The sequence below is a fragment of the Paenibacillus ihbetae genome (assembly GCF_002741055.1).
Taxonomy (GTDB): Bacteria; Bacillota; Bacilli; order Paenibacillales; family Paenibacillaceae; genus Paenibacillus_AQ; species Paenibacillus_AQ ihbetae.
Genome location: NZ_CP016809.1, coordinates 5,583,926 through 5,609,115 on the forward strand (window position 1 = coordinate 5,583,926; position 25,190 = coordinate 5,609,115).

A 25,190-nucleotide genomic window follows, 5' to 3' on the forward strand; every position below is an offset into this window, starting at 1 on the left:
GAGACTTTTTGGCGAAGCGCAGAAAAAAGAAGAAGGCTGCCTTTGCAGCCGTACTGAAATACGAAATCTACGGGATCGTGCTCATGACCCTCTCGGTGATTGCGTTATCCGGAGAGGCGCCGGTCGGGCGTTCCCTGGCCAAGATGTCGGGATATTTGCTTGGCAAATATTATTTTATCATCCCCCTGATCGGTATCTATTACGGATTAATGGTGATGATTCACCGTAAATGGCCGCGCCGTTGGAACAGCAGACGAACCGGCGTTCTTCTTCTGGTCTTGGCCCTTACATTAATGAGCAGCATCGCGGGTTTGGGATCCAAGCTGGCTCCCATCGGGCAGTTGACTGCTTCGAATGTGATGAGCCAGATACATAGTGATTTGCAAGGTGAGCTCCTCCATGGTGAGGTTCGCAGCGATCAACATCCCGTTATGGGCAGAGATATCAGCGGAGGATATGTCGGAGCTTTACAGTTTGCGCTCTTGATCATGTTATTTGGCAGCCTTGGCGCAAGATTGATTGTCATCGTCATGCTGTTTATCAGCTTTATGCTGATAACGAACTTGTCTTACGTGGATTTGATGCGAATGTTCCGCGTAAGAGTGGTTAAGGCGGGAGAACGGCTTCAGAAGAAGATGAACAGTAGGCAGACGAAATCCAAAGCTGCTGCCAAAACAGCGGCGAAGGAGGAGCGGACGCCGCTGCCGGACGATTTAGATGATGATTTGGACGATATGGAGGATCTGCGGCTGCCGCGCCGTAAAGCCCCGCAGTTTTTTCAGCTGTTTGGCGGCAAGGGGCAAAAGACGGCACAGCCAACGCCCGATTTCAGCGATGATCATGACGAAGATCAAGCCCCCGTATTTACGGCCGGGAACGGTGTTCATGATCAGGTCGAGAAGGTTCTGTACCGGAATGACGACGCTGCGCATTTGTCACCGGAAGAAGCCGAACATTCAGGAGCCCCTTCCTCGCCGATTATCCGTGATTTCTTCGAGCAGGTGAAGCAGGAAGGCAGCCTGCATGAGGAGGCCGATGAGCCGGACGGGCCAATCGGCGAACCGGGGATGGACATATCGCCGGACCATTCGGAAGCTGCGGTTAACGCTGTCGAAGCCGAACATTCAGGTGACGGTGCAGCAGCAGAGGCAAACGGCCAGGATGGCACGGGCAACGGGATTGGACAATCCATACCTGCGGCACCTCCCGCACCGCCGCCTAAGCCCTATAAGCTGCCTCCGTTCCGTCTGCTATCCAAGCCGAAGAATGGCGGAAAAGGCGGGGATCAGAGCGATTACATGCAGACGGCCCGCAAGCTGGAAGCTACGCTCGAAAGCTTCGGCGTCCGTGCCAAGGTGCTGGAGGTCGTGAGAGGACCTTCGGTGACCCGCTATGAAATTCAGCCGGATATCGGCGTGAAGGTCAGCCGGATCGTCAACTTGACGGATGACATCGCCCTTGCGCTGGCTGCCAAGGATATTCGGATGGAGGCCCCGATTCCGGGCAAATCCGCCATCGGCATCGAGGTGCCGAACAATGAAGTTTCAATTGTAACAATGCGTGAAGTCATGGAAACTCCGATCTTCCAGGAGGCAGAATCCAAGCTGTCGATCGCCTTTGGCCGGGATATTTCCGGCCAGACGATCGTCGGCAACCTGGCCCGGATGCCCCACCTGCTCGTTGCGGGTGCAACCGGGTCGGGGAAGTCGGTCTGTATTAACGGGATCATCACGAGCATTCTGTACAAGGCCAAGCCGGATGAGGTCAAGTTCCTGATGGTCGATCCGAAGATGGTCGAGCTGAATGTATACAACGGCATCCCGCATCTGATGGCACCGGTTGTAACCGATCCGAAGCGGGCGTCGCTCGCCCTGAAAAAAATCGTGGTCGAAATGGAGAAGCGCTACGATCTCTTCTCCAAATCAGGCACCCGCAATATCGAGGGTTATAACAATCTGATGAAGGATAATCCAGCGGCGGTTCTGCCTTATATCGTCGTTATCGTGGACGAGCTCGCCGACTTGATGATGGTAGCAGCTAACGACGTGGAGGATGCCATTACCCGTCTCGCACAGATGGCCCGTGCCGCGGGCATCCATCTGATCATTGCAACACAGCGGCCGTCGGTCGATGTTATTACGGGTGTTATCAAGGCGAACATCCCTTCACGGATCGCCTTCGGCGTATCCTCCCAGGTCGATTCGCGGACCATACTCGATATGGCCGGTGCGGAGAAGCTCCTCGGACGCGGCGACATGCTGTTTATGCCGATGGGATCCTCCAAGCCGATTCGCGTGCAGGGAGCGTTTATGAGCGACCAGGAGGTCGAGAATATCGTCTCCTTCGTACGCGATCAGGGGCAGGCGGAATATGACGAATCGCTTGTTCCGGAGATTGAGGAGTCCGCGCAATCCGGGGATGAGGAGCTCGATGAGCTGTATGACCAGGCGGTCACCATCGTCCTTGAAGCGAAGCAGGCCTCCGTTTCCTTGCTGCAGCGGAGAATGCGCGTCGGGTATACCCGAGCAGCGCGGCTCATCGATTCCATGGAAGCCCGCGGGGTGATCGGTCCCTATGAGGGAAGCAAACCGCGCGAAGTGCTGATGTCGTTGGAGCAGTATCAGCAGCAGCAAAATCGAATAAGCTGATGCCGTTTCCGTTTAAAGCCCATTTCGGTCCGGAAAGAGCGTTTCTTACGTATGAAGAAATGCGCTTTCCGGATTTTTGTCTTTAAGGGATGAACTAAAAGAAACATCGCGGATGCATAAGGAGCCCAGCAGCCCAACAAATAGTTTTACTGCTGGCTGTTCAATTTGCGGTATCGGCTTGCGGTCATGCTGGTCATTTTTTTGAATGTGCGGTCAAAATGGGTCAGGCTTTCAAATCCGACAGTCTCCGCAATATCGACGATCCGCAAATCCGTGCTGAGCAGCAGCCGCTGGGCCTCCCGGATCCGCGTCAGCTGAATATAATTGACGATTGTGAAGCCGGTGATTTCCTTGAATATCCGGCTGAGATAGAACGGACTGATGTAAAAGGTGTCGGACAGCTGTTTGAGCGTGATTTTGAGCGGATAATGGCTGTTGATATATTGGACGACATCCGTAATTTTCTGGTGCAGCGGGTTCAAGGACGGTGAGGCAGGCTCTATGGCGGAAGCGGACAAGCGGTTCGCCTTGATCAACAGTTCTGTCAGCTGCAGGCGGAGCATATGCTCGAAGGCCGGAGACCGGTTCAAGATTTCGGCAGCCATGCTGTCCAGAATATGCATAACGCTGTCTTGCTCGGAAGGACGCAGACGCAGTACGGGCTGATCCTGATCGAACATCGACAGCAACCCGGCGGGCAGGAACGGGTGACCGCTGCCGAGAAAGGAGTCGCTGAAATTGATGACGATGCGCTCATGCTCGGGATCGCCTTGGCCGGATGTTTTATGGACGTCGAATTTGTTGATCAGGGTCAGATCCCCGGCTTGAATCGAATACAGCTTTTCTTTAATGAAATAGCTGCGTTCACCGGATATCAGATAATAAATTTCGTAGGTTCCGTGGTAGTGGTTATTCCGCTCGAAGGGCCGCTTTCGATGAATGCGATGATAGTAAAATTCCTCTTCTTCGTTGCCGAATGAGACGCTGTGATGATCAGCTTGCATTTAGCGGTGCCTCCTTTCGTTATTCGGGGTCAACCTCAAGTTAATTTTATTCTATCAGGCAGTCGGGGAATAAAAAAGCAAGATCGGTTGATTTTTAAGCGAAATAAGCAATAAACGTGAAGATATACAACCGATGATGCCGTATGATTAGAAGTAATCTAAAGAGATGGCAGGTGAACCCAATGAAGGCATTTATGGATGATCATTTTTTGTTGAACAGTGAGACGGCCCAGAATTTATACCATAATTTTGCGAAGAACATGCCGATCATCGACTACCACTGTCATTTAAATCCGCAAATGATTTATGACAATCACCGGTTCGGCAATCTGACCGAGGCATGGATCAACGGAGATCACTACAAATGGCGGGCCATGCGGGCCAACGGCATAGATGAAGCCTTTATAACCGGAGGAGAAGGCGTACAGGACTATGACCGTTTCCTGGCCTGGACGAAGACGGTTCCCAAAACTCTCGGCAATCCGTTATTCCATTGGTCCCATCTGGAGCTGCGGCGGCTGTTCGGGATCCAGGAGATCATTAATGAGCATAACGCGCCGCGTATTTGGGAAGCGGCCAATGCGCGTTTAGAGGAGGATGATTTCACCACACGGGGGCTCATTGCATCATGCGGGGTAAAGGTGGTCTGCACGACGGATGATCCGGCGGATTCCCTGGAATACCATATCAAGCTTGCGGATGAGGGAGAAAGCCGGTTTCAGATGCTGCCGTCCTTCCGACCGGACAAGGCGCTTGAAATCAATCGTTCGACCTTCACGGATTGGTTGAAGCAGCTTTCGGAGCGGTGCGGGAAAGACATCAGCAGCTACACTGAATTTTTGGAGGCGCTGCAGGACCGGGTTCAGTTTTTCCATTCGGTTGGCGGACGGGTATCGGATCATGCGCTGGACTTCGTGCCATACCGTGAAGCAACGGAGCGTCAAGTTGCCGACATCTTTATGAAAGCGCTTGAAGGGCGTGCGGTTTCCCGTGAAGAAGAAGAGCAGTTCAAGACCGCAACGCTGCTTGAGCTGGGCCGGATGTACGCCAAGCTGGGCTGGGTGATGCAATTTCATATTAACGCACATCGGAACAACAACACCCGGATGTTCCGGCAGCTCGGTCCGGATACCGGATATGATTCGATACACGACGGACTGATTGCCGAGCCGCTGGTCCGGTTATTGGACCGATTGGATCAGGAACAAGCGCTCCCAAGAACGATTCTGTATTCGTTGAATCCTAGAGACAATGATATCCTTGCTGCGCTCATCGGGAGCTTTCAGGGAGATGGAATTGCCGGGAAAATTCAGTTTGGATCAGCCTGGTGGTTCAACGATACGAAGGACGGCATGATCGAACAGATGAGCAAACTCGGCAATATGGGGCTGCTCAGCCGCTTCGTCGGCATGCTGACGGATTCCAGAAGCTTCCTGTCCTATACGCGCCATGAATACTTCCGGCGGGTGCTGTGCGATCTCATCGGAGACTGGGTCACGAAAGGCGAAGCCCCGGCAGATCTGCCATGGTTGGGCGGGATCGTCGAGGATATTTGCTATTACAATGCAGAGGCCTACTTCCGATTCGGACAGACGAAAGAAGGAGCATGACGATGGATACGATGCGTGAGGATACGCTTCCGCTGCTTAACCGCCATACGCTGGAGCGGCAGGAGGCAGGGAAGCTGATGCCAGGAGCGGATGCCAGCAGCTATCCCGTGAGAGCATTGCAGATCGGAGAAGGCAATTTTTTGAGAGGGTTTATCGATTGGATGCTGTTTGAGTGCAACCGGCAGGGATTGTTCCGGGGCAGTGTGGCCGTCAGCCAGCCGAGACCGGGGGGAAAGCGCAAGCTGGACCAGCTTCGCGAGCAGGACGGCATTTATGGGCTGCTGACCAAAGGGATTCAGAACGGACATGAAATCGAAGAGCGGCAGCTGATTTCCATATTTTCACGGTTCATCGACCCTTATTCGGAATGGGAGACGTTCCTGTCGATGGCCGAAAACCCGGAGCTAGATCTCATCGTGTCCAATACGACCGAGGCTGGAATCCGCTACGAGGAGATCCCCTGGAATCCTGCCGAGCCGCCGGCCACTTATCCGGGGAAGCTGACCTTGCTTCTGAATCGCCGGTTTGAGCATTTCCAAGGGGATGCCGATAAGGGCCTGATGATCGTCCCGTGCGAGCTGCTGGAGCGGAACGGGGACGCCTTGAAGGCGATTGTGCTCCGGCATGCGGACGATTGGGGACTATCTGACGCATTTAGGAAATGGGTAGAGGAATGCAATCGGTTTCTGAATTCGCTGGTCGACCGAATCGTGACGGGATATCCCGACAATGCGCCGGAATATTTTCGCGAGTGGGGCTTTGAAGACCGGCTGCTTAATACGGCAGAGCCCTATTACTTCTGGGCGATTGAAGGGGATCCTTCCCTGGACGAGAGGCTCCCGCTGAAAGCGGCGGGACTGCAGGTGGAATGGGTACCGGACTTGACCCCGTATCAGATCCGCAAGGTGCGGATTCTGAACGGAACCCATACATTAATGGCGCTGATCGGCCTGCTTCACGGCTTGGCCGAGGTCAGGGAGGCGGCAGAGCACCCGGTATGGGGAACGCGGATTCGGGAAGCCATGCTGAACGAAATCGTCCCGCTGGTTCCGCTGCCTTCAGAATCTGCGAGACGGTATGCCGATGCGGTTTGGGAGCGGTTTCTTAACCCTTTTATCCGGCACAAGCTGGGCGACATTGCCATGAACAGCGTATCAAAATTCAAAGTGCGACTGCTCCCCGGCCTGAAGAGCTATGCGGATCAGTACGGCAAGCTCCCTGACGTAATCACCCTGACGCTGTCTTCGCTAATCAGGCTCTATCAGCCGTATAGGATGGAAGATCAGTGGCATGGGACCCGTTTGGATGGGAAGCCTGTGCCGCTTCGGGACGATCCGGACGCACTAGCGTTTCTCCATGACGTGTGGCAGAAGGAGCTCCGCGGGGAATGGAGCCGGCTCGAGCGGGTGAACGCCATCTTGGGCTCGGAGCTGCTGTGGGGCGAGAAGCTGAACGATTTTCCGGGACTGGTAGAGAGTGTGCATCGAAATCTTCAGGAAATGGAGCGTAAGCAATCATGACCGATATAATCATCCTTCACCCCAAAGATGATGTAGGCGTTGCGCTCCGCCCTTTAAAGGCAGGAGCACACGCCGCAGTCACGATCAATGGAAAAGAGCATGCCATCGAGTTAGCCGAGGATGTGCCGAAGGGCCATAAAGTGGCGCTGCGGGTCATTGAGAAAGACCGCTCGGTCATGAAATTCGGCTATTCCATCGGCAAGGCATCGCAGCTGATTTTACCGGGTGCGTGGGTCCATACGCATAATTTAAAGACGGGACTTGCCGGCGAGGTCGAGTACCAATACACGCCGGGCAGTGCGACCGCTCCGTCCTTCGCTGCGGCGGGCAATCCGGCTGATGGAGAGCGGACATTCCAGGGCTATTTGCGCAGGAATGGCGAGGCCGGCATCCGCAACGAAATATGGATCATTAATACCGTCGGCTGCATCAATAAAACCTGCGAGCAGCTCGCCCGGCTGGCAGACCAGCAGTTTCGCGGAAGGGGAATTGACGGGGTTTACCATTTCCCGCATCCGTACGGTTGTTCCCAGCTCGGGGACGATCTGGCCCATACCCAGCGCCTTCTTGCTTCCTTGGCGCGGCACGGCAATGCCGCAGGGGTGCTGATCGTCGGACTTGGCTGCGAGAACAATCAAATTGACCAGATGAAGGCGTTGATCGGTGAAGACGAGCCGGACAGAGTCCGGTATCTGCGTGCGCAGGATGTAGAAGACGAGCTTGCATCCGGGCTGGCGATGATCGAGGAGCTTGTCCGTTATGCAGAGGGCTATCAACGTTCCGAGCTTCCGCTGTCGCTGCTGAAGATCGGTCTTAAATGCGGCGGTTCCGACGGGCTTTCCGGCATTACCGCGAATCCCCTTGCCGGCCGGATCGCGGATTGGGTAACGGCTGCTGGAGGGACTGCGCTGCTGACGGAAGTGCCCGAAATGTTCGGCGCGGAGACGATCCTGATGGAACGGGCGGAAAATGAGCAGGTATTCCAAGAGATAACGTCGCTCATTAATGATTTCAAGCAGTACTTCATTTCCCATGGCCAGCAAATCTATGAAAATCCTTCGCCCGGTAACAAAGACGGCGGCATAACCACGTTGGAGGAAAAATCGCTGGGATGCACGCAGAAGGGGGGAACGGCCATCGTTTCGGCAGTCCTGCCATATGGCGAAAGGTCAAGCCGCCCGGGATTGAACCTGATTCAGGCTCCAGGCAATGACTTGGTGTCCGTTACGGCGCTTGCAGCGGCAGGAGCGCATCTCGTGCTCTTCACGACGGGCAGAGGAACGCCGTTCGGCGGGCCTGTGCCAACGGTCAAAATATCGACGAATTCGGAGCTCGCCGCCCGTAAGCCCCACTGGATCGATTTCAATGCGGGAACATTGGTGGAAGGGGCCCGTATGGAGGAGCTGGAGGAGGCATTGGCCGACCAGATTCTCCAGCTGGCTTCGGGCGTGCGGCAGACACATAATGAAATTGGCGGCTTCCGGGAAATCTCCATCTTCAAGGATGGCGTTATCCTGTAAACCGATGTTCTGATGTTCAGCTCAAGCAGATCATTTAAAGAGCGAGTTCAAAAAGTCGGTTTATCAGCAATGAAGCTTATGCATCAGCCCGGCTGATTTTCAAGAGTCGATGCCGGGTCACTTGGATTCACTTCATGATCCAAGATGACTTTTTTGAACAACCTCTTAAAGGAGGAAGTTAAGATGTCTAATCATACGCAGCAAAAAGCGCCTGCAGACATAACACCACTCCGGCTTGGCATCGAGGCCTGCCGTTCCATCATGGAGACCTTCTCCCCTGAGGAGCTCCCGCCTGCCGGGAGATGGCACTATCACCAAGGCGTGTTTCTGACGGGAATGTTCCAGCTCTGGAAAAGATGCGGAGAACCGCGATATTTAGAATATATTAAAGGCTATGTCGATCATCTGGTCGATACGAACGGGAATGTGCTGCTGGAGCGCGGCGAGCTGGATTCCGTTCAGGCCGGCTTGCTGCTGCTGGAGCTGGATGCGATCAAGCCCGAGCGAAAATACAGGGCAGCGGCGGATAAGCTGCTGCGCCTGCAGTCCGCCTTAAACCGGACGACCGAGGGGGGATATTGGCATAAGGACCGGTATCCTTACCAGATGTGGCTTGACGGGCTGTACATGGGCGGCGTGTTTACGATGAAATACGGGCAGCAATACGGACAGCCGTATTTGTACGATGAAGTGCTGAACCAGGAGCAGCTGATGCGTAAAAATACGCGGAATGAGGCAAGCGGCCTGTATTATCATGCATGGGACGAGAGCAGGCATATGCCGTGGGCCGATCCGGCCACAGGCCAATCCCCCGAATATTGGGGGCGTTCCGTGGGATGGTATGCGCTATCGCTTGTCGAATTTCTTGATATGCTTCCTGAAGACCATGCGGGAAGCGCTGCGCTTGTCCCGGTGCTGCGCGACTTATGCAGCGCTCTCGTGGCCTGCCAGGATCGGGCGACCGGAATGTGGTATCAGGTGCTGGATAAAGGAGAGGAGCCGGATAATTGGCTGGAGACGTCCTGCTCAAGCCTCTTTGTATACACGCTGGCGAAGGGCGTGCGGCTCGGCCATCTGGAGCCTTCGTTCCTGGAGCATGCACGGCGGGGTTACCAGGGATTGGTCGATGCGGTATACTACAATGAACGAGGCCAGCTAATCATGCCTGATATATGTATCGGGACCGGTGTAGGCGATTACCGGCATTACGTGCAGAGGGACCGCTGCGAGAATGACCTTCACGGGGTAGGCGCGCTTGTGATGGCTTGCGTTGAGCTGGATCAAAGCGAATCGCTGCATGTTTAATTGCAATAGTTCCAAGATTTGCGATATGCCAAATATTTGCGGTACAAAAGGGGTGTCCGTGAAGATCATCTGATCTTACGGGCCCCTTTTTTTCGCTTAATGCCGCCGGCTGCGCGAACCGTTCCTCACACGGATTCTGCAACGTGCTCTAGGCTCATCAGGTGCATAGGAACATGGCAGGCTTGTCATAATATACGTTAGCGAGGCTTGTTAAACCATAAGAGAAAGGTAGAGCAGCATGAAAAACTCGAGAATCTTGATTATGATAAGCACGGCGCTTCTGTTATCAGGAACGGTATTCGCGCAAGGCACCCTTCATGCAGACGACAATCCGGCAGTACAGGATGCGATACCCACTTTCAGCCAGCAAACGATCAAATTCGGTTCCTATGGCGAGGATGTATATGAGCTGCAGGGCCGTCTAAAGCATTTGGGCTTCTATTACGGGAAAATCGACAGCGTATTCGGCTCCAAAACATTGGGAGCTGTGAAATGGTTCCAATCCGAATTCGGGATGAAGGTTGACGGCATCGTCGGACCGAAGGTGAAGCTGAAGCTGTACAATGCGACGAAGGATTTCAAGCCGACCGAGCCGAAGCTTCATGAAGGGGGCGGCGGCGCCGGAGCCGGCGGCGGAGGAAATGCAGGCAATGCAGGCAATGCTGGCGGCGGGGGAGACAACAACCTGGCCTCATCGAATACGATGGGATTATCTGAGAATGACATTAAGATCATGGCCAACGCGGTTTATGGAGAAGCCCGGGGCGAGCCATTCGAGGGCCAGGTCGCCGTGGCAGCGGTTATTTTAAACCGGGTAAAGTCGCCAAGCTTCCCGAATACGCCGCACGGGGTTATTTTTCAGCCGCGGGCATTTACGGCCGTCGCAGACGGGCAAATTTGGCTCGAGCCGAACGAAAATGCCAGAAAAGCGGTCATCCAGGCCATCAACGGGTGGGATCCGACCGGCGGCTGTCTCTATTACTTTAACCCGAAAACGGCGACATCGCCTTGGATCTGGACACGGCCTCAGGTCAAGACCATCGGACAGCATATCTTCTGTATGTAAGCCGTTTTACAAGCAACCGGGGACTTGTCTTCGGTTGCTTCTTCACTTTGCAATGGGTTAGAATGAACGATAAATGATGAGTAAATTATGGTAATGACAATCCACGAAGTAAGGGGATAAGGACCTTGACGAAAACCGAATTTGAACACGGCACAGCCGGAGGAATGCGGATCCACGTGCTGCCTACACGCCGATTCAAGACATTTGCGATATCGCTTTACGCCGGAAGCCCTTTAGCCGAAGATACCGTCACAACGACCGCGCTGACACCGTTCGTGCTGCGCCGGGGGACCGTATCCTATCCCGAGACGAGAGCGTTCCGGGAGCGCCTTGAGCAGCTGTACGGAGCCGGCTTTGGCTTCGATATATATAAACGGGGCGATTATCAGATCGTTCACTTCCGGATGGACACGATTAATGATTCGTTCGTAAACAGTCCGGAGAGCCTGCTTTCTTCTTCGTTTGCATTTTTAGGCGAGGCCTTTACGGATCCGGTGCTCGAGAACGGCGCCTTCCGCAAAGCGTACGTGCAGACCGAGCGCGATACCGTAAGGAAGAAGCTTGAATCCATCGTGAATGATAAAATCCGCTATGCTGCCGAGCGCTGCATCGAGGTGATGTGCAAGGATGAGCCGTATCGCCTCCATCCGCTGGGAGAACGCAAGGATCTCGAAGGAATTACGCCGGAGGGGCTTTATCAGGCCTACCGGAAATGGCTGGATGAATCGGTGCTGGACCTGTACGTCGTTGGCGATACCAGCCTGGATGAAGTGAAGAAGCTCGTGGAGGAGCACTTCAAGCTGGACCGCACGAAGACCAAGGATTACAAGCCTTCGGTTACGCGCGCAGCGGCTAGAGATACCCAAACCGTCATCGAGCAGCTGGACATTAACCAGGGCAAGCTGAACATGGGGCTCCGCAGCACCATAACGTACGGGGATGACGAGTATGCCGCTGCGCTTTTATATAACGGCATTCTGGGCGGATATCCGCATTCGAAGCTGTTCGTCAACGTGCGCGAGAAGGCCAGCCTAGCATATTACGCCTCTTCCCGCTATGACGGACATAAGGGCATCGCCACGATACAGTCCGGCATTGAAGTTCAGAATTTCGATAAAGCGGTGGATATCATTCGGAAACAACTGGATGATATGGCACAGGGTGCCATTACGGATATCGAGATGTCCCAGACGAAGGCCATGATCCGGAATGTCATCAAGGAAATGCAGGATTCGGCCTTCGAGATGATCGCCTACGATTTCAACCGCCAGCTGTCCGGCAAGGAGCGCACGCCGGATGAGCTTCTCGATCAGGTGGATCGCATGTCCGCGGATGATGTGAAGCAGGCGGCCTCCGCATTTTCATTGGACACGATTTACTTCCTGAAAGGCCAAAAGGAGGAATAGCCCGTGGAACGCATTCATTATGACAACCTGCAGGAGACGCTGTATTACGAGGTGATGGATAACGGGCTGCGCGTCTATGTGCTGCCGAAGCCCGGATTCCAGAAAACCTATGCGACCTTCGCAACCAAATACGGTTCGGTGGACAATCACTTCAAGGTGGAGGGCGAGGCCGAGGTTCGGGTGCCGGATGGGATCGCGCATTTTCTCGAGCACAAAATGTTTGAGGAGCCCGAAGGCGATATTTTTGCGAAATTCGCTTCCAACGGAGCCTCCGCCAACGCCTTTACCAGTTTCGACCAGACCGTGTATCTATTCTCGGCTACGGATCACATCCACGAAAACCTGGAAACCTTGATCGATTTCGTTCAGAACCCCTATTTTACGGACCAGAACGTCGAGAAGGAGAAGGGGATTATCGGGCAGGAAATCAATATGTACCAGGATAACCCGGATTGGCGCGTGTATTTCGGGCTGATCGAGGCAATGTATAAGGTGCATCCCGTTCATATCGATATCGCCGGAACGGTGGAGTCCATCGGAACGATCACGAAGGAGGATTTGTACACCTGTTACAACGCGTTCTATCATCCAAGCAATATGCTGCTGTTCGTGGTCGGCGGGGTGGACCCCGAAGAAACGATGAATTTGATCCGCAGCAACCAAGCGCGGAAGACTTATGAACAGCAGGGAGCGATTGAGCGCATTTTCGATCCCGAGCCGACGGAGGTTGCCGAGAAGCGCCGCGAGAGCCGGCTTGCGGTATCGCTGCCGAAGTGCCTGTTCGGCTTCAAGGAGAAGGAGACGGGCTTGTCTGGAGAAGACCAGCTGCGCCGGGATTTGACCACCAAGCTGATGCTGGACCTTCTGTTCGGGGCGAGCACCGAGCTTTATCAGAAGCTGTATGAAGACGATCTGATCTCGGACAGCTTCGGACATGAATACAACAGCTCGCCGGAGTATGCGTTCTCCGCGGTCGGCGGGGATACGAAGGATCCGGACGCCCTGCTGGCCCGCATCCGCGAAGAAGTCGACAAGCTGAAGGCCAGCGGATTCCGGGAGGATGATTTCGAACGGGCGCGCAAGAAAAAAATGGGCGGTTACCTCCGCATGCTCAATTCCCCTGAGAACATTGCGCATGAATTTACGCGCTATCAGTTCCGCGGTGCCGACCTGTTTAAAGTGCTGCCGGTCTATGAATCGATCACGCTTGAAGAAGTAAACCGCCGCCTTCAGGAGCACGTCGACTGGAATCAGCTGGCTGTCTCGATTGTGGTGAGTCCGTAGGTGATGACAGGCATGGGAAAGGAAATGAAGCCGATCGGGGAGATGACGGTGCTTGTGACAGGCGCCAGCAGGGGAATCGGAGCGGCGATTGCCGAGCGCTTCGCGTCGGTTCGGATGAATGTGATCATCCACTATATGAATTCGCATGAAGCGGCGAATGAAGTGGCGAGGCGATGCCTTGAGCATGGCGCGCGGGTGCTTACGGTATCGGCGGACCTGCGCGACAAAGAGCAGATTATGCGAATGAAGGAAAAGCTCCAGAGCCACGGCATGGAGCCCGATATTCTGGTTAACAATGCCGGGGTATCCCACTACGGGCTGTTGTCCGACGTTACCGAAGCCGATTGGGATACCCTCATGTCCATAAATTTAAAAGGCATGTTTCTGTGCACCCAGGCATTCATGGGCCGGATGATCTCCCAACGGTTCGGGAGAATCATCAATGTGTCCTCCGTCTGGGGACTGTCCGGGGCCTCGTGCGAGGTGCTGTATTCCACGAGCAAAGGCGGCGTCAATGCGTTTACGAAGGCGCTGGCGAAGGAGCTTGCCCCTTCGGGAGTCACGGTTAATGCCGTTGCGCCCGGAGCGGTGGATACGTCGATGCTGGGGCATTTGGCCTCCGACGAGATTCGGATGCTCGAAGAGGAAATTCCGGCCGGCCGGTTGGCGCATCCGGATGAAATCTCATCGCTCGTATATTTTCTGGCGCTGCCCGAATCGGGTTATATAACCGGTCAAGTGATCAGCCCGAACGGCGGATGGGTGACGTAGGCGGCAATCGTGGTGTAATTCACCACTTATAAGGGTTTGATTACGGGGACATATTACTATTGGTTACTTCAATCTCAATTGCCACAACCAAAAGGAGGATTTCATCATGTCATCCGTAATCAAGAACTTTGATTCCTGGAAGAAATTCCTGGGCGAGCGTGTCGTGCAAGCGGAAAAAGCCGGCATGACCGAAGACACCATTTCACAGCTGGCGTATGAAATCGGCGACTTTCTCGATGAGAAGATCGACCCACAGAATGCTTCGAACCGTGCGATCAAGGAATTGTGGGACGTCGGCAGCGAAGAAGAGCGCCGCGTGATCGCCCGCCTGATGGTGAAATTGGCCAAACACAACGCCTAATACGCTTGCAAAAAGCCCCCTTGACAAGGGGCTTTTTGTCAAGATAAAAGAATGTAATTTTCATGTCACCGTTAATACTTGCCTTTCATTTTTATTTTATATATCATTAACGTGACCCATTAATCATTTGACTTGTTTTTTGTGGAAAATACAGGAGAATTGTCGAATATAGATGGAAAAGAAGTGCAAAGAGGTGTCTTTGTGGAATCGAATCAGTGGTACATGGAGTATAAAATACATAAAAACCGGCCGGGCCTCCTTGGCGATATCGCCTCCGTGCTCGGCATGCTGGAAGTGAACATTCTGACGATCAACGGCGTGGAAGGCCGTACTCGCGGTATGCTCCTTGAGACCGATGATGAAGAAAAAATCATCCTCATGGGTAAAATGTTAAATAAGGTTGCGAATATTACGGTAACAGCCTTAAGACCTCCCAAGCTGGTGGATATTTTGGCTGTCCGGCATGGACGATACATTGACCGGGACTCGGACGATCGTAAAACATTCCGTTTTACGCGCGATGAGCTCGGTTTACTTGTTGACTTTTTGGGTGAAATGTTCAAAAGGGAAGGAAATCAGGTGGTGGGACTTCGGGGGATGCCGCGCGTCGGCAAAACGGAGTCTATTATTGCGGGCAGCGTCTGCGCGATGAAGCGTTGGACCTTTGTTTCGTCAACCCTGCTGCGGCAGACGATCCGAAGTCAGCTTTCCGAGGATGAAATGAATCCGAATAACGTGTTTATCATCGACGGCATCGTCAGCACGATCCGCTCGAATGAACGTCATTATCAGCTGCTCCAGGACATTATGGGCATGGAAAGCACCAAGGTGATCGAGCATCCGGATATTTTCGTTCGCGAATCGGAATATTCTTATGATGATTTTGACATTATTATTGAATTGCGAAACAATCCGGACGAGGAAATCGTTTACGATACGTTCACAGGTTCATATAGTGACGATTTATAATATGTTCTTCGGACTACATAGTATTCTAAGTAGGAGGTGATGGCATGTCCGAACTGGGACAGCAATTGAGGGAGGCGCGTCTGCAAAAAGGGATGAGCCTTGATGACGTGCAGGAAATGACAAAAATACGCAAACGATACTTGGAAGCCATCGAGGCAGGGGATTACAAAGTACTTCCCGGCAGTTTTTACGTGCGGGCATTCATCAAAACCTATGCGGAAGCCGTGGGCATCAACCCGGAGGAGCTGCTGGAAGGTCATAAACAGGATGTTCCTAAAACGGAAGCGGAGCCGACGATGGAGCCGGTGATCCAGAAACGCGCCAGCCGGCCTGCAGGCGAACGGAATATGAAATGGCTGCCGACCCTGCTGATGTGGACGTTTCCCATCCTGATCGTCGTGGTGATCTATCTGGTTGCGACCCATTCCAATAAAACGGACGCGCCTCCGGTCAGCCAGAATGACCAGACGCAGACGGATCAGGGCCAGCAACAGCCGACTCAAACGCAGGGTGATGGCGGAGGCGCCAAGGGCAACGGAACGACGACAGGCGAAACCGGCGGTGACACGAACGGCGAAGGGACGGACGGCACGGACGGTACAGACGGTACGGATCCTGCTGACGGCACCGAAGGCACCGATAACACGGACAGCACCGATGGTACGGATGGCACGACTACGGATAATCCGGATGATGCGGTTCCAGGTCAAACGACGGTAACGCAGGATCGGACCGAAGGCAAGAGCACCATCTTCAAGGTAACCGGATCGAATGTGAAGGTCGAGCTTGTTGCAGGCAGCAACGCCCAGAGCTGGGTGGAAGTATACCGCGGAAAAAATTCGTCCGGGGAGAAGCTGTTTTTCGGGATGCTGGAGAACGGCGCTGCGATCAGCTATGATCTCGACAGTCAAGGCATGTACGTGAAGTCCGGCAACTCGACCGCAACGACGATCAAGGTAGGCGGGCAGACGGTGACCGACGGCAAGACGACGTCCCGCATCATTCTGGAGCCGGCTGAAGCCGCTACTGAATAATTGCATTGCTTCAAGGAAATGATACTAACGGCATGTTTGAATAAACATGCTGTTATTCACTTCCTGTCCAATGAGGTGATGTGGTATGACGGTCAACTGGATCGTGTTCGGATTAGGCGTAATTATCAGTCTCTTGGGATATTATTTGATTCCAGGCGACTGGGGATACGGTATTTTAGGCTTTGGACTGGCGTTGATCCTGCTCGGAATTCTGAGCATGTTCCGCCGCCCGATGCGTGAGCCGAAATCAAGACATTGACGTAGGATGGGCTTCGTGTTCGCCGGCCCGGCGGACAACGGGGTCTTTTTCGTTCCCGAAAAGTGGAGCTGCTGCCCTCCGTATATGTCATTCGGGATTAGACTTGCGGCCTCGTTTTACCTATAATAGAAGCAGCATAATGCAAGGAGGAAGGATTCACCATGGCTTCGGAAAATTCATTTGATATCGTATCCAAGATGGATATGCAGGAACTGAACAATGCGGTTAATCAGGCTGAACGGGAAATCGAGAACCGTTTTGATTTCAAGGGGAGCAAGAGCAGCCTGAAGCTCGAGAAGGACGCCCTGATCATCACGTCCGACGATGAGTACAAGCTGAATGCGGTCATCGATATTCTGCAGACGAAGATGATCAAGCGCGGCTTGTCGATCAAGAACGTCGAATACGGCAAAATCGAGCCGGCTTCCATGGGTACGGTCAGACAGCGGCTGGCCCTGAAGCAGGGGATCGATCAGGAGAACGCCAAGAAGATCAATATTCTTATCCGGGATTCCAAGCTCAAGGTCAAAAGCCAGATTCAGGGGGACCAAATCCGGGTAACCGGAAAGAGCAAGGATGATCTTCAGACGATCATGCAGCTGCTGCGCAAAGCGGATCTGCCGCTCGACCTGCAATTCACCAACTTCAAATAATCTATGGACGTTTCATCTGCATTCCTGCCGGCTTGCAGTTTGTTCTTTTGACAGGCCGTAATCGGAAAGATTATACTAAAAAACGATATATAAGAATTAACGTATACATAGATTACTGGGGGATGAATATGACGGAAAGCGTTCAGCGCTTCAGACCTTTTTGGCCCTTGGGAGGGGCGGCCTTGCCGCAAGAGATCCGCTCAGCCCTTTGTGGGGCTGCTGAAATTTCAAGACAACCCGATGCAAGGGAGGTTGCCCTATGAATTTACCCAACCGAATCACGCTTGCCCGTATATGCTTGATCCCTATCATGATGGTATTTTTGCTGGTGGATTTTGGTTTTTATCCGGATCCGATTGCTTGGCACGGCTTCGAGCTGCCGTACAATCAGCTGATCGCGGCGCTGATCTTCATCCTTGCTGCAAGCACGGACGGCATTGACGGGTATTTGGCCCGGAAGAACAACATGGTTACGAATCTCGGAAAGCTGCTGGATCCGCTGGCCGACAAGCTGCTCGTGGCGGCGATCCTCATTTCCTTAGTGGAGATGGGCAAATGCGATTCCTGGATTGCGGTTGTCATTATCAGCAGAGAGTTTGCGGTTACCGGTTTGCGCCAGATTGCTCTTCTTGACGGCGCGGTCGTCGCTGCCGGACAATCCGGCAAGATCAAGACCGTCATTCAGATTGTGGCGATCGTTGCGCTCCTGATCAACAACTTTCCGTTTGTGTTCCTCGGCATCCCATTCGATATCATTGCGATCTGGGCTGCTGCGGCCATTACGATTTATTCGGGAATCGAATACTTTGTCAAGAACAGACATCTGCTTGACGGCGCAGGAGCATAACAGCAATAGGAGCAATCCTATTGCTTTTTTCTTCCACGCTCCATGGCCGGCACCGCTCGAGTTATCATTTCGAGACTAAACATAGAAGAGTACAGGAGGGGCTATTATCGTATGAAAGCAGAGATCATTGCAGTCGGAACGGAATTGCTGCTGGGGCAGATCGTGAATACCAATGCCCAGTACTTGTCCAGAGAGCTTGCAGCCATGGGCATCGACGTATATTACCAGACCGTAGTCGGGGATAACATGGAGCGCTTGAAGGAAGCGCTCCGCCTGTCGAGCAGCAGAGCGGACATCGTCATCCTATCGGGCGGGCTCGGCCCTACCCAGGACGACCTGACGAAGGATGCGCTGGCTTCGCTGCTGAACCGGTCGCTGCATATCGACAGGATGGCCATGGACCGCATTGAGCGTTTCTTCCAGGACCGGGGCGTCGTTATGACCGAGAACAACCGCCGCCAGGCGATCGCCATCGAAGGGGGAACGCCGCTGCCGAACGAAACCGGGCTGGCCGTTGGCAATGCGATCACGCAGGACGGGACGCATTACATCGTATTGCCGGGACCGCCGAAGGAATTGATCCCGATGTTCGAGCAGCAAGCCAAGCCTTGGCTGCTCCAGCATGTGCTGACGGATGAGCTTCCGATCTACTCCAAGATGCTGAAGTTTGCCGGAATCGGGGAATCTGCCTTGGATGAGAGGCTTTCGGACCTGATCACCGAGCAGACCGACCCGACGATCGCGCTGTATGCGAAGGACGGTGAGGTGACCGTCCGCATCTCCACCAAGGCCGCAAGCGAGTCTGAAGCGATGGTCCGCCTGGATGAGCTGCAAGAGCGGATTCGCGAGCGCGGCCCAGAATTCATGTACGCCAGCGAGGATGTGCCGATCGAGAAGGTGATCGTCGACAAGATGGCAGACCGGGGATTGACGCTGAGCGCGGCGGAGAGCTGCACGGGCGGTCTCGTGGCGGAAAGCCTGACCTCCGTACCGGGGAGCGCGACAATGTTCCTTGGAGGGATCGTTTCCTACACGAATGAAATGAAACGGAAGCTGGTGCATATCCCGCAAGCGCTGCTGGAAGGCGACGATGCGCCGGGCGCAGTGAGCAGGGAGGTCGCCCAGGCCCTAGCGGAGAATATCCGGCTGATCACCGACAGCGATTTCGGTCTGTCCGTTACCGGCGTGGCCGGTCCCGGTTATGCCGAGCGCAAGCCTGTGGGGCTTGTATACATCGGATTGGCCCAGCGCGGAAGAGAGACCGAGGTACACGAGCTTAACCTTCAAGGCAACCGGGAAACGATCCGTCTGCGCGCGACCAAGGCGCTGCTGTACCGCTTATGGCGGCGGCTTGTCTCGGAGGGATCGGAACAGACGCAGCAGGACGAGGTATAGCAGACGTACGTGCCGGGGACTCGTCCCGGTGGTTTGAAGCCGCCCGGTCTGCTTCTCCTGCTATGGAATATGCTTTTCCGGCCATGCATGTCGGGGCATCTACATGTCGTGAATAGATGCGGAGCCCCTTGACATAATATATAGTAAATCTTTTACAGTGTTCTTGAACTGGAGAATCGATCCAGGTATAATCGGAAGTACGGAAGAACCGTGGCATATCGAAGGATGATGCCACGGTTTTGCTTGTTTCTGGAGACTGCCCGGAATTTAGCTGGGAAGGAGGAGGGGTAAAAAACGAATGTATGTTCGAAAAAAAGCTTGGCAAACGTGTCAAAACAAGGTATGATTAGACTATCAACAGTGAAGGGTTGTGGAACAATTGTCAGATCGTCGTGCTGCGCTTGAAATGGCGCTTCGTCAGATAGAGAAACAGTTCGGAAAAGGTTCCATCATGAAATTGGGTGAATCCACCCATATGCAGGTAGAGATTGTGCCTAGCGGATCGCTGGCATTGGATATAGCACTTGGAACCGGCGGATTGCCTAGAGGCCGGATTATTGAAGTATATGGACCGGAATCCTCCGGTAAAACGACGGTAGCGCTCCATGCGATTGCCGAGGTTCAGAAGACTGGCGGACAAGCTGCGTTCATCGATGCCGAGCACGCGCTGGATCCATCCTATGCAAGCAAATTGGGCGTTAACATCGATGAACTCCTGCTTTCCCAGCCGGATACGGGTGAGCAAGCGCTTGAAATTGCTGAAGCTTTGGTGCGCAGCGGCGCTGTGGATATCATTGTTATCGACTCGGTCGCAGCGCTTGTGCCGAAGGCCGAGATTGAAGGCGACATGGGAGACTCCCATGTGGGTCTGCAGGCTCGTCTGATGTCCCAGGCTCTGCGTAAATTGTCCGGCGCGATCAACAAGTCCAAAACGATCGCGATCTTTATTAACCAGCTTCGTGAGAAGGTCGGCGTTATGTTCGGTAACCCTGAGACGACTCCGGGCGGCCGTGCCCTGAAGTTCTACTCCACCGTGCGTTTGGATGTACGCCGTGTAGAGAGCATTAAGATGGGGAATGACGTCGTAGGTAACCGCACACGGATTAAAGTGGTTAAGAACAAGGTTGCGCCGCCGTTCAAGCAAGCCGAGCTTGACATTATGTATGGTGAGGGCATCTCCAGAGAGGGAAGCTTGATCGATATCGGTACTGAGCTTGACATTGTGGATAAGAGCGGTGCTTGGTATTCCTTTGGCGGGGATCGTCTTGGCCAGGGACGTGAGAATGCGAAGCAATTCCTGAAGGAGCATCCGGAAGTGGCGAATGTGATCGAGAACAAGATCCGGGAAGCAAGCAACCTGACCACGATTGTTCCTGAACAGAGCGCAAGCGAGAAGGAGCAAGAGGAGCTGGAAGAGCAAGATCTATTTAAAGTGGAATAATGCCCAGCTATTTCTGATAGTGCTAGGACCGTCCGGTGTTGAAAAGAACGCCTGGACGGTCTTCTTTGCATTATCATAGCGGAGCGTTAAGTTAAAGTCATCCAAGGTTAAGAGTTGTAGAAGCTGGTGAGCGATAAGGAGAAGCTATGAGTGAAAATCGTGATATAACCGAAGAAGCTCCTTCAGGAATCGAGCATTTTCCGAATCAGGAGGATCTGGTGATCTCGTCCGTGGAGAAGCTGCGTAAGCCTAAAGGACGTTATAAAATATCGTTCGGCCCTTATGTGATGACGGTTCATGAAGACGTGATGCTGAAATACCGGATGCTGAAGGGGAGCAGCTTCCGCAAGGAGGAGCTTCAGGATATCGTAGTCGCGGATGATAGGCAGCGAGCCTACGTGGAGGCTCTGAACTACCTGTCACGAAAGCCTCGAACATCGCAGGAAATCGTGCAGCGTCTCCAGCAGAAGGGCGTGGATCCGGTTAGCACCGAGGTGACCCTCCGTCGGCTTGAGGCCGAAAAGCTGATCGATGACGCATTATATGCGAGAATGTGGGCGGAGCAGCGGATGACAGGACATAAGAAGGGCCGATTGTGGGTTAAGCAGGAGCTGAGGCAGAAAGGAATCCGGACCGACCTGATTACGGAGGCATTGAGCGAGGTAAGCCCTGAGGAGGAGCTGGAAAGCGCGCTTGTGGTTGCCAGAAAGAAGTGGCAGCAGACGAAGGGCGAGCTGCTGGATCGCAAGCGGAAGACGGGAGCGTATTTAATGCGGCGCGGCTTCAGTGGGGAACAGGCGAGGCAGGTGCTAAGGCGTCTAATGGAAGAGGAGCAGGAGTATGGAGCGGACGACCAGGAACTGGAAGAATTTGAATGAAATGAACAAAAGTCGCTGACTTCTGCATAGATATTGGCACTCGTGACTGAAACTGACGTTTACCCATTGCTTTCCCTTGACAATATCTTTTTATAAATAATAAAATAAACATGAATCTTTTTTAAATTAGCAGCCTTTTTCCTTCCAAAAAAGTGACTACTTTGTGAAAGATTCATTTTATCGCCAATTCATAGTGAAATGAATTCCGCTGGGATTCAAGCGGGATATGCGGGCAACCAGATGCACGCAGCATGGACGGCAGGCAGCTGCCGGAATTTTATGTATGAATGAGTAACTGACAATTGCACATTTCCCAAGGAATGCCTTGGAGGAACCAACGAGGAGGTGATCAGATGCTTGAGACATGGATCTGGATCATAATCGTTCTCGTTGTAGCCGCTATATTCTTTGGGTTCGGTTATTTTATTCGCAAATCCCTTGCAGAAGCTAAAATTTCGAGTGCCGAGCACGCCGCTTTGCAGATTATTGAAAGTGCAAAGAAGGAAGCTGAGGCATTGAAGAAAGAAACGGTTCTTGAAGCTAAGGACGAAGTCCATAGAATCAGAGCCGAAGCTGAAAAAGACACTCGTGAGCGCCGTAACGAAATACAACGGCAGGAGCGTAGATTGTTGCAAAAGGAAGAGTCGCTGGATAAAAAAATAGAATCTTTGGAACGTAAAGAAGAACAGGTGGCGAACAAAGAGAAACGAATTGAAGAGACCCAGCAGCAAATCGATGCGATTTACAAGAAGCAAACAACGGAACTGGAGCGCATCTCCAACCTGACGATGGAGGATGCTCGCAGCATTATCCTCAGCAATGTAGAGCAGGAGGTTCGTCACGAAACCGCTCAAATGATCAAAGAGATCGAGCAGCAGGCGAAGGAAGAGGCCGACAAGAAGTCACGCGAGATCATTACGCTGGCGATTCAGCGCTGTGCGGCTGATCATGTGGCCGAAACGACGGTATCTGTAGTTACGCTGCCGAACGAAGAGATGAAGGGCCGGATCATCGGACGTGAAGGCCGGAATATCCGTGCGCTTGAGACCCTCACAGGGATTGACCTTATTATCGATGATACGCCGGAAGCTGTTATACTGTCCGGATTTGATCCCATTCGCCGCGAGATTGCACGAACAGCGCTTGAGAAGCTGGTGGCGGACGGTCGGATTCATCCGGCTCGTATCGAGGAAATGGTGGAGAAATCCCGTAAGGAAGTTGACGAACGTATCCGCGAGTATGGAGAACAAGCAACCTTTGAGGTTGGCGTACACGGTCTGCACCCGGATTTGATCAAAATTTTGGGACGACTGAAGTTCCGTACAAGCTACGGGCAAAACGTGCTGAAGCATTCCATGGAAGTCGCCTATTTGGCTGGCCTGATGGCTGGCGAATTGGGCGAAGACATCGTTCTTGCGAAGCGGGCAGGGCTGTTGCATGACATCGGTAAAGCGCTGGATCATGAAGTGGAAGGTTCACATGTTGAAATTGGCGTGGAGCTGGCGAAGAAGTATAAAGAACATCCGGTGGTTATCAACAGTATTGCCTCTCACCACGGGGATTGCGAAGCAACTTCCGTGATTGCGATGCTGGTAGGTGCTGCTGACGCATTGTCCGCGGCTAGACCGGGAGCACGCCGAGAGACGCTGGAGACGTACATCAGACGCCTTGAGAAGCTCGAAGAGATTTCCGAATCGTTTGAAGGCGTGGAGAAATCCTATGCGATTCAAGCGGGGCGTGAAGTTCGCGTCATGGTGCAACCTGACAAGATCGACGATGCCGAAGCATTCCGCTTGGCGCGCGACATCACCAAGACGATTGAGAATGAACTGGATTACCCAGGTCATATCAAGGTCACCGTGATCCGGGAAACCCGAGCGGTGGATTACGCGAAATAATGCATCGAATTTAGAAAGTGGCCGCTATAACGGCCACTTTTTATCTTTACAGAAGAAATGAACGTAATGGAAAAGGAAGCCAATATTCAAATTAGTAACGCTTCCTGTTAGAGGAGTGATTGACATCAACGTCTTATTTATCGGAGATATCGTTGGCAGCACGGGGCGAAAAGCGTTGAAAGCATCCCTGACGGAACTGAAGTCGAAGTACAATCCGCATATCATCATTGCTAACGGCGAGAATGCGGCGTCAGGGCGGGGAATCACCTCGGCCATCGCAAACGAGTTTTTCAATTGGGGCATTCACGGCATTACGATGGGTAACCATACGTGGGACAACAAGGACATTTTTGAATTCATTGACGATGAGCCGCGTTTGGTTCGGCCGGCGAATTTTCCATCGGGAACTCCAGGACAAGGACATGCGGTGATCAAAGCCAACGGCAAGCAGCTGGCGATCGTGAACCTTCAAGGCCGGACGTTTCTGCCGGCGATCGACTGCCCCTTCCGGGCGGCCGATGAGATCGTGGACGGGCTGCGTCAGCAGGTGAAGTGCATTCTCGTCGATTTTCACGCCGAAGCTACTTCGGAGAAAATAGCCATGGGCTGGCATATGGACGGACGGGCTTCCATGGTCGTCGGTACCCATACGCATGTACAGAGCAATGACGACACGATTCTGCCTGGCGGAACGGCTTATATCACGGATACCGGTATGGTCGGCTCCAAAGAAGGAATCCTCGGCATGCAGCGCGAGGCGGTGCTGTACAAATTTAAAACCCAGCTCCCTGCCCGTTTCCAGGTGGATGAAGGGAAATGGCAGTTCCATGCCGTCTTCGCCGAGCTGGACGAAGCGAGCGGCAAAGCGCGCAGGATTGAAAAAATCCGCATGTACGAAGATGAATGGCGAATGGATTAAAAGCGGCGAAATCCGTTTAATGAAAAATAGGAACGAATGGCAAAAAGCAGGAATTTTTTCCCCTCTCACGAATAACATCTAGTAAGCGGAAGCAAACCATCACTCAACATTCCCAGGGGAGGTACTTACCATGGAAGTATTAAAAGTTTCAGCAAAATCCAATCCCAATTCGGTTGCAGGGGCGCTAGCTGGAGTTCTTCGGGAACGTGGGGGAGCAGAGCTGCAGGCGATAGGGGCGGGAGCACTGAACCAGGCCATTAAAGCTGTTGCGATTGCCCGGGGATTTGTAGCACCTAGCGGGGTGGATTTGATCTGTATCCCTGCTTTTACGGATATTGTGATTGATGGCGAAGACCGAACGGCAATTAAATTAATTGTGGAGCCTAGATAGAGTTTGATGTG

22 protein-coding genes are annotated in these 25,190 nt (G+C 53.2%); 21 read left to right on the forward strand and 1 reads right to left on the reverse strand.

All coding sequences use genetic code 11. The annotated features are described in order from the left end of the window. The first annotated feature begins 8 nt into the window (after positions 1-8). Positions 9-2,648 carry an FtsK/SpoIIIE family DNA translocase gene (locus BBD41_RS25160; protein ID WP_099479291.1) on the forward strand — a complete coding sequence of 880 codons (2,640 nt, stop codon included), beginning with the start codon at positions 9-11 and terminating at the stop codon, positions 2,646-2,648. Positions 2,649-2,794: 146 nt separating this feature from the next. Here the strand turns inward: BBD41_RS25160 and BBD41_RS25165 are convergent, their stop codons facing one another. After that, positions 2,795-3,652 carry a helix-turn-helix transcriptional regulator gene (locus BBD41_RS25165; RefSeq protein WP_099479293.1) on the reverse strand — a complete coding sequence of 286 codons (858 nt, stop codon included), beginning with the start codon at positions 3,650-3,652 and terminating at the stop codon, positions 2,795-2,797. Between the two features lie 182 nt (positions 3,653-3,834). On the opposite strand from BBD41_RS25165, the gene uxaC reads away from it, so the two are divergent. From uxaC to BBD41_RS25260, 20 genes are all read left to right on the forward strand, one after another. Then, positions 3,835-5,262 carry a glucuronate isomerase gene (gene uxaC, locus BBD41_RS25170; protein WP_099479295.1) on the forward strand — a complete coding sequence of 476 codons (1,428 nt, stop codon included), beginning with the start codon at positions 3,835-3,837 and terminating at the stop codon, positions 5,260-5,262. 2 nt (positions 5,263-5,264) lie between these two features. After that, positions 5,265-6,782 carry a tagaturonate reductase gene (locus BBD41_RS25175; RefSeq protein ID WP_099479297.1) on the forward strand — a complete coding sequence of 506 codons (1,518 nt, stop codon included), beginning with the start codon at positions 5,265-5,267 and terminating at the stop codon, positions 6,780-6,782. Continuing rightward, positions 6,779-8,302: a UxaA family hydrolase gene (locus tag BBD41_RS25180; protein WP_099479299.1), complete on the forward strand. Its 1,524-nt coding sequence runs from the start codon at positions 6,779-6,781 to the stop codon at positions 8,300-8,302. Before BBD41_RS25175 ends, BBD41_RS25180 begins: the two co-directional genes overlap by 4 nt. A gap of 183 nt (positions 8,303-8,485) precedes the next feature. Continuing rightward, on the forward strand, positions 8,486-9,607 hold the full coding sequence (locus BBD41_RS25185; RefSeq protein WP_099479301.1) for a glycoside hydrolase family 88/105 protein: 1,122 nt from the start codon (positions 8,486-8,488) through the stop codon (positions 9,605-9,607). A gap of 238 nt (positions 9,608-9,845) precedes the next feature. Beyond that, entirely contained in the window at positions 9,846-10,673 is an 828-nt protein-coding gene (gene sleB / locus BBD41_RS25190; RefSeq protein ID WP_099479304.1) for a spore cortex-lytic enzyme, read from the forward strand. A gap of 125 nt (positions 10,674-10,798) precedes the next feature. Next, the gene (gene yfmF / locus BBD41_RS25195) at positions 10,799-12,079 is read left to right on the forward strand and encodes an EF-P 5-aminopentanol modification-associated protein YfmF (RefSeq protein ID WP_099479306.1); all 1,281 of its coding nucleotides are present in this window, start codon (positions 10,799-10,801) and stop codon (positions 12,077-12,079) included. Between the two features lie 3 nt (positions 12,080-12,082). Further along, positions 12,083-13,363: an EF-P 5-aminopentanol modification-associated protein YfmH gene (gene yfmH, locus BBD41_RS25200; protein WP_099479308.1), complete on the forward strand. Its 1,281-nt coding sequence runs from the start codon at positions 12,083-12,085 to the stop codon at positions 13,361-13,363. Between the two features lie 3 nt (positions 13,364-13,366). Next, positions 13,367-14,134 carry an elongation factor P 5-aminopentanone reductase gene (gene ymfI, locus BBD41_RS25205; RefSeq protein WP_077569027.1) on the forward strand — a complete coding sequence of 256 codons (768 nt, stop codon included), beginning with the start codon at positions 13,367-13,369 and terminating at the stop codon, positions 14,132-14,134. Positions 14,135-14,240: 106 nt separating this feature from the next. Next, complete coding sequence (locus BBD41_RS25210) at positions 14,241-14,495, forward strand: DUF3243 domain-containing protein (protein WP_077567064.1); 255 nt, start codon at positions 14,241-14,243, stop codon at positions 14,493-14,495. 201 nt (positions 14,496-14,696) lie between these two features. Beyond that, entirely contained in the window at positions 14,697-15,464 is a 768-nt protein-coding gene (locus BBD41_RS25215) for a DUF3388 domain-containing protein (RefSeq protein ID WP_077567063.1), read from the forward strand. Between the two features lie 44 nt (positions 15,465-15,508). Continuing rightward, on the forward strand, positions 15,509-16,498 hold the full coding sequence (locus BBD41_RS25220; RefSeq protein ID WP_077567062.1) for a helix-turn-helix domain-containing protein: 990 nt from the start codon (positions 15,509-15,511) through the stop codon (positions 16,496-16,498). 85 nt (positions 16,499-16,583) lie between these two features. Then, on the forward strand, positions 16,584-16,757 hold the full coding sequence (locus BBD41_RS30060; protein WP_167392993.1) for a hypothetical protein: 174 nt from the start codon (positions 16,584-16,586) through the stop codon (positions 16,755-16,757). A gap of 161 nt (positions 16,758-16,918) precedes the next feature. Next, positions 16,919-17,410, forward strand: a complete 492-nt coding sequence (locus BBD41_RS25225; RefSeq protein WP_028405592.1) for a YajQ family cyclic di-GMP-binding protein — start codon at positions 16,919-16,921, stop codon at positions 17,408-17,410. A 259-nt stretch (positions 17,411-17,669) separates the two neighbouring features. Further along, the gene (pgsA, locus tag BBD41_RS25230; protein ID WP_077567061.1) at positions 17,670-18,257 is read left to right on the forward strand and encodes a CDP-diacylglycerol--glycerol-3-phosphate 3-phosphatidyltransferase; all 588 of its coding nucleotides are present in this window, start codon (positions 17,670-17,672) and stop codon (positions 18,255-18,257) included. Positions 18,258-18,368: 111 nt separating this feature from the next. Next, complete coding sequence (locus tag BBD41_RS25235) at positions 18,369-19,652, forward strand: competence/damage-inducible protein A (protein ID WP_099479313.1); 1,284 nt, start codon at positions 18,369-18,371, stop codon at positions 19,650-19,652. A 379-nt stretch (positions 19,653-20,031) separates the two neighbouring features. Continuing rightward, a complete protein-coding gene (gene recA, locus BBD41_RS25240) occupies positions 20,032-21,093 on the forward strand; it encodes a recombinase RecA (RefSeq protein ID WP_077567059.1) in 1,062 nt (353 codons plus the stop codon). 146 nt (positions 21,094-21,239) lie between these two features. After that, positions 21,240-21,971 (forward strand): regulatory protein RecX, encoded by a 732-nt coding sequence (locus tag BBD41_RS25245; RefSeq protein ID WP_099479314.1) that lies wholly within the window; start codon positions 21,240-21,242, stop codon positions 21,969-21,971. A gap of 353 nt (positions 21,972-22,324) precedes the next feature. After that, entirely contained in the window at positions 22,325-23,869 is a 1,545-nt protein-coding gene (gene rny / locus BBD41_RS25250; RefSeq protein WP_077567057.1) for a ribonuclease Y, read from the forward strand. 124 nt (positions 23,870-23,993) lie between these two features. Next, positions 23,994-24,788, forward strand: a complete 795-nt coding sequence (locus tag BBD41_RS25255; protein ID WP_167393036.1) for a TIGR00282 family metallophosphoesterase — start codon at positions 23,994-23,996, stop codon at positions 24,786-24,788. Between the two features lie 130 nt (positions 24,789-24,918). Further along, positions 24,919-25,179 (forward strand): stage V sporulation protein S, encoded by a 261-nt coding sequence (locus BBD41_RS25260; RefSeq protein WP_006211249.1) that lies wholly within the window; start codon positions 24,919-24,921, stop codon positions 25,177-25,179. Positions 25,180-25,190 lie beyond the last annotated feature (11 nt).

Excerpts from the sequence above, each read along its gene's own strand:
- BBD41_RS30060 (WP_167392993.1), top strand. The coding sequence starts at position 16,584 with ATGACGGTCAACTGGATCGTGTTCGGATTAGGCGTAATTATCAGTCTC.
- sleB (WP_099479304.1), top strand. The coding sequence starts at position 9,846 with ATGAAAAACTCGAGAATCTTGATTATGATAAGCACGGCGCTTCTGTTA.
- BBD41_RS25165 (WP_099479293.1), bottom strand. The coding sequence starts at position 3,652 with ATGCAAGCTGATCATCACAGCGTCTCATTCGGCAACGAAGAAGAGGAA.
- BBD41_RS25225 (WP_028405592.1), top strand. The coding sequence starts at position 16,919 with ATGGCTTCGGAAAATTCATTTGATATCGTATCCAAGATGGATATGCAG.
- BBD41_RS25220 (WP_077567062.1), top strand. The coding sequence starts at position 15,509 with ATGTCCGAACTGGGACAGCAATTGAGGGAGGCGCGTCTGCAAAAAGGG.
- ymfI (WP_077569027.1), top strand. The coding sequence starts at position 13,367 with ATGACAGGCATGGGAAAGGAAATGAAGCCGATCGGGGAGATGACGGTG.
- uxaC (WP_099479295.1), top strand. The coding sequence starts at position 3,835 with ATGAAGGCATTTATGGATGATCATTTTTTGTTGAACAGTGAGACGGCC.
- BBD41_RS25175 (WP_099479297.1), top strand. The coding sequence starts at position 5,265 with ATGGATACGATGCGTGAGGATACGCTTCCGCTGCTTAACCGCCATACG.
- BBD41_RS25210 (WP_077567064.1), top strand. The coding sequence starts at position 14,241 with ATGTCATCCGTAATCAAGAACTTTGATTCCTGGAAGAAATTCCTGGGC.
- pgsA (WP_077567061.1), top strand. The coding sequence starts at position 17,670 with ATGAATTTACCCAACCGAATCACGCTTGCCCGTATATGCTTGATCCCT.
- rny (WP_077567057.1), top strand. The coding sequence starts at position 22,325 with ATGCTTGAGACATGGATCTGGATCATAATCGTTCTCGTTGTAGCCGCT.
- BBD41_RS25185 (WP_099479301.1), top strand. The coding sequence starts at position 8,486 with ATGTCTAATCATACGCAGCAAAAAGCGCCTGCAGACATAACACCACTC.
- BBD41_RS25180 (WP_099479299.1), top strand. The coding sequence starts at position 6,779 with ATGACCGATATAATCATCCTTCACCCCAAAGATGATGTAGGCGTTGCG.
- BBD41_RS25245 (WP_099479314.1), top strand. The coding sequence starts at position 21,240 with ATGAGTGAAAATCGTGATATAACCGAAGAAGCTCCTTCAGGAATCGAG.
- BBD41_RS25235 (WP_099479313.1), top strand. The coding sequence starts at position 18,369 with ATGAAAGCAGAGATCATTGCAGTCGGAACGGAATTGCTGCTGGGGCAG.
- BBD41_RS25260 (WP_006211249.1), top strand. The coding sequence starts at position 24,919 with ATGGAAGTATTAAAAGTTTCAGCAAAATCCAATCCCAATTCGGTTGCA.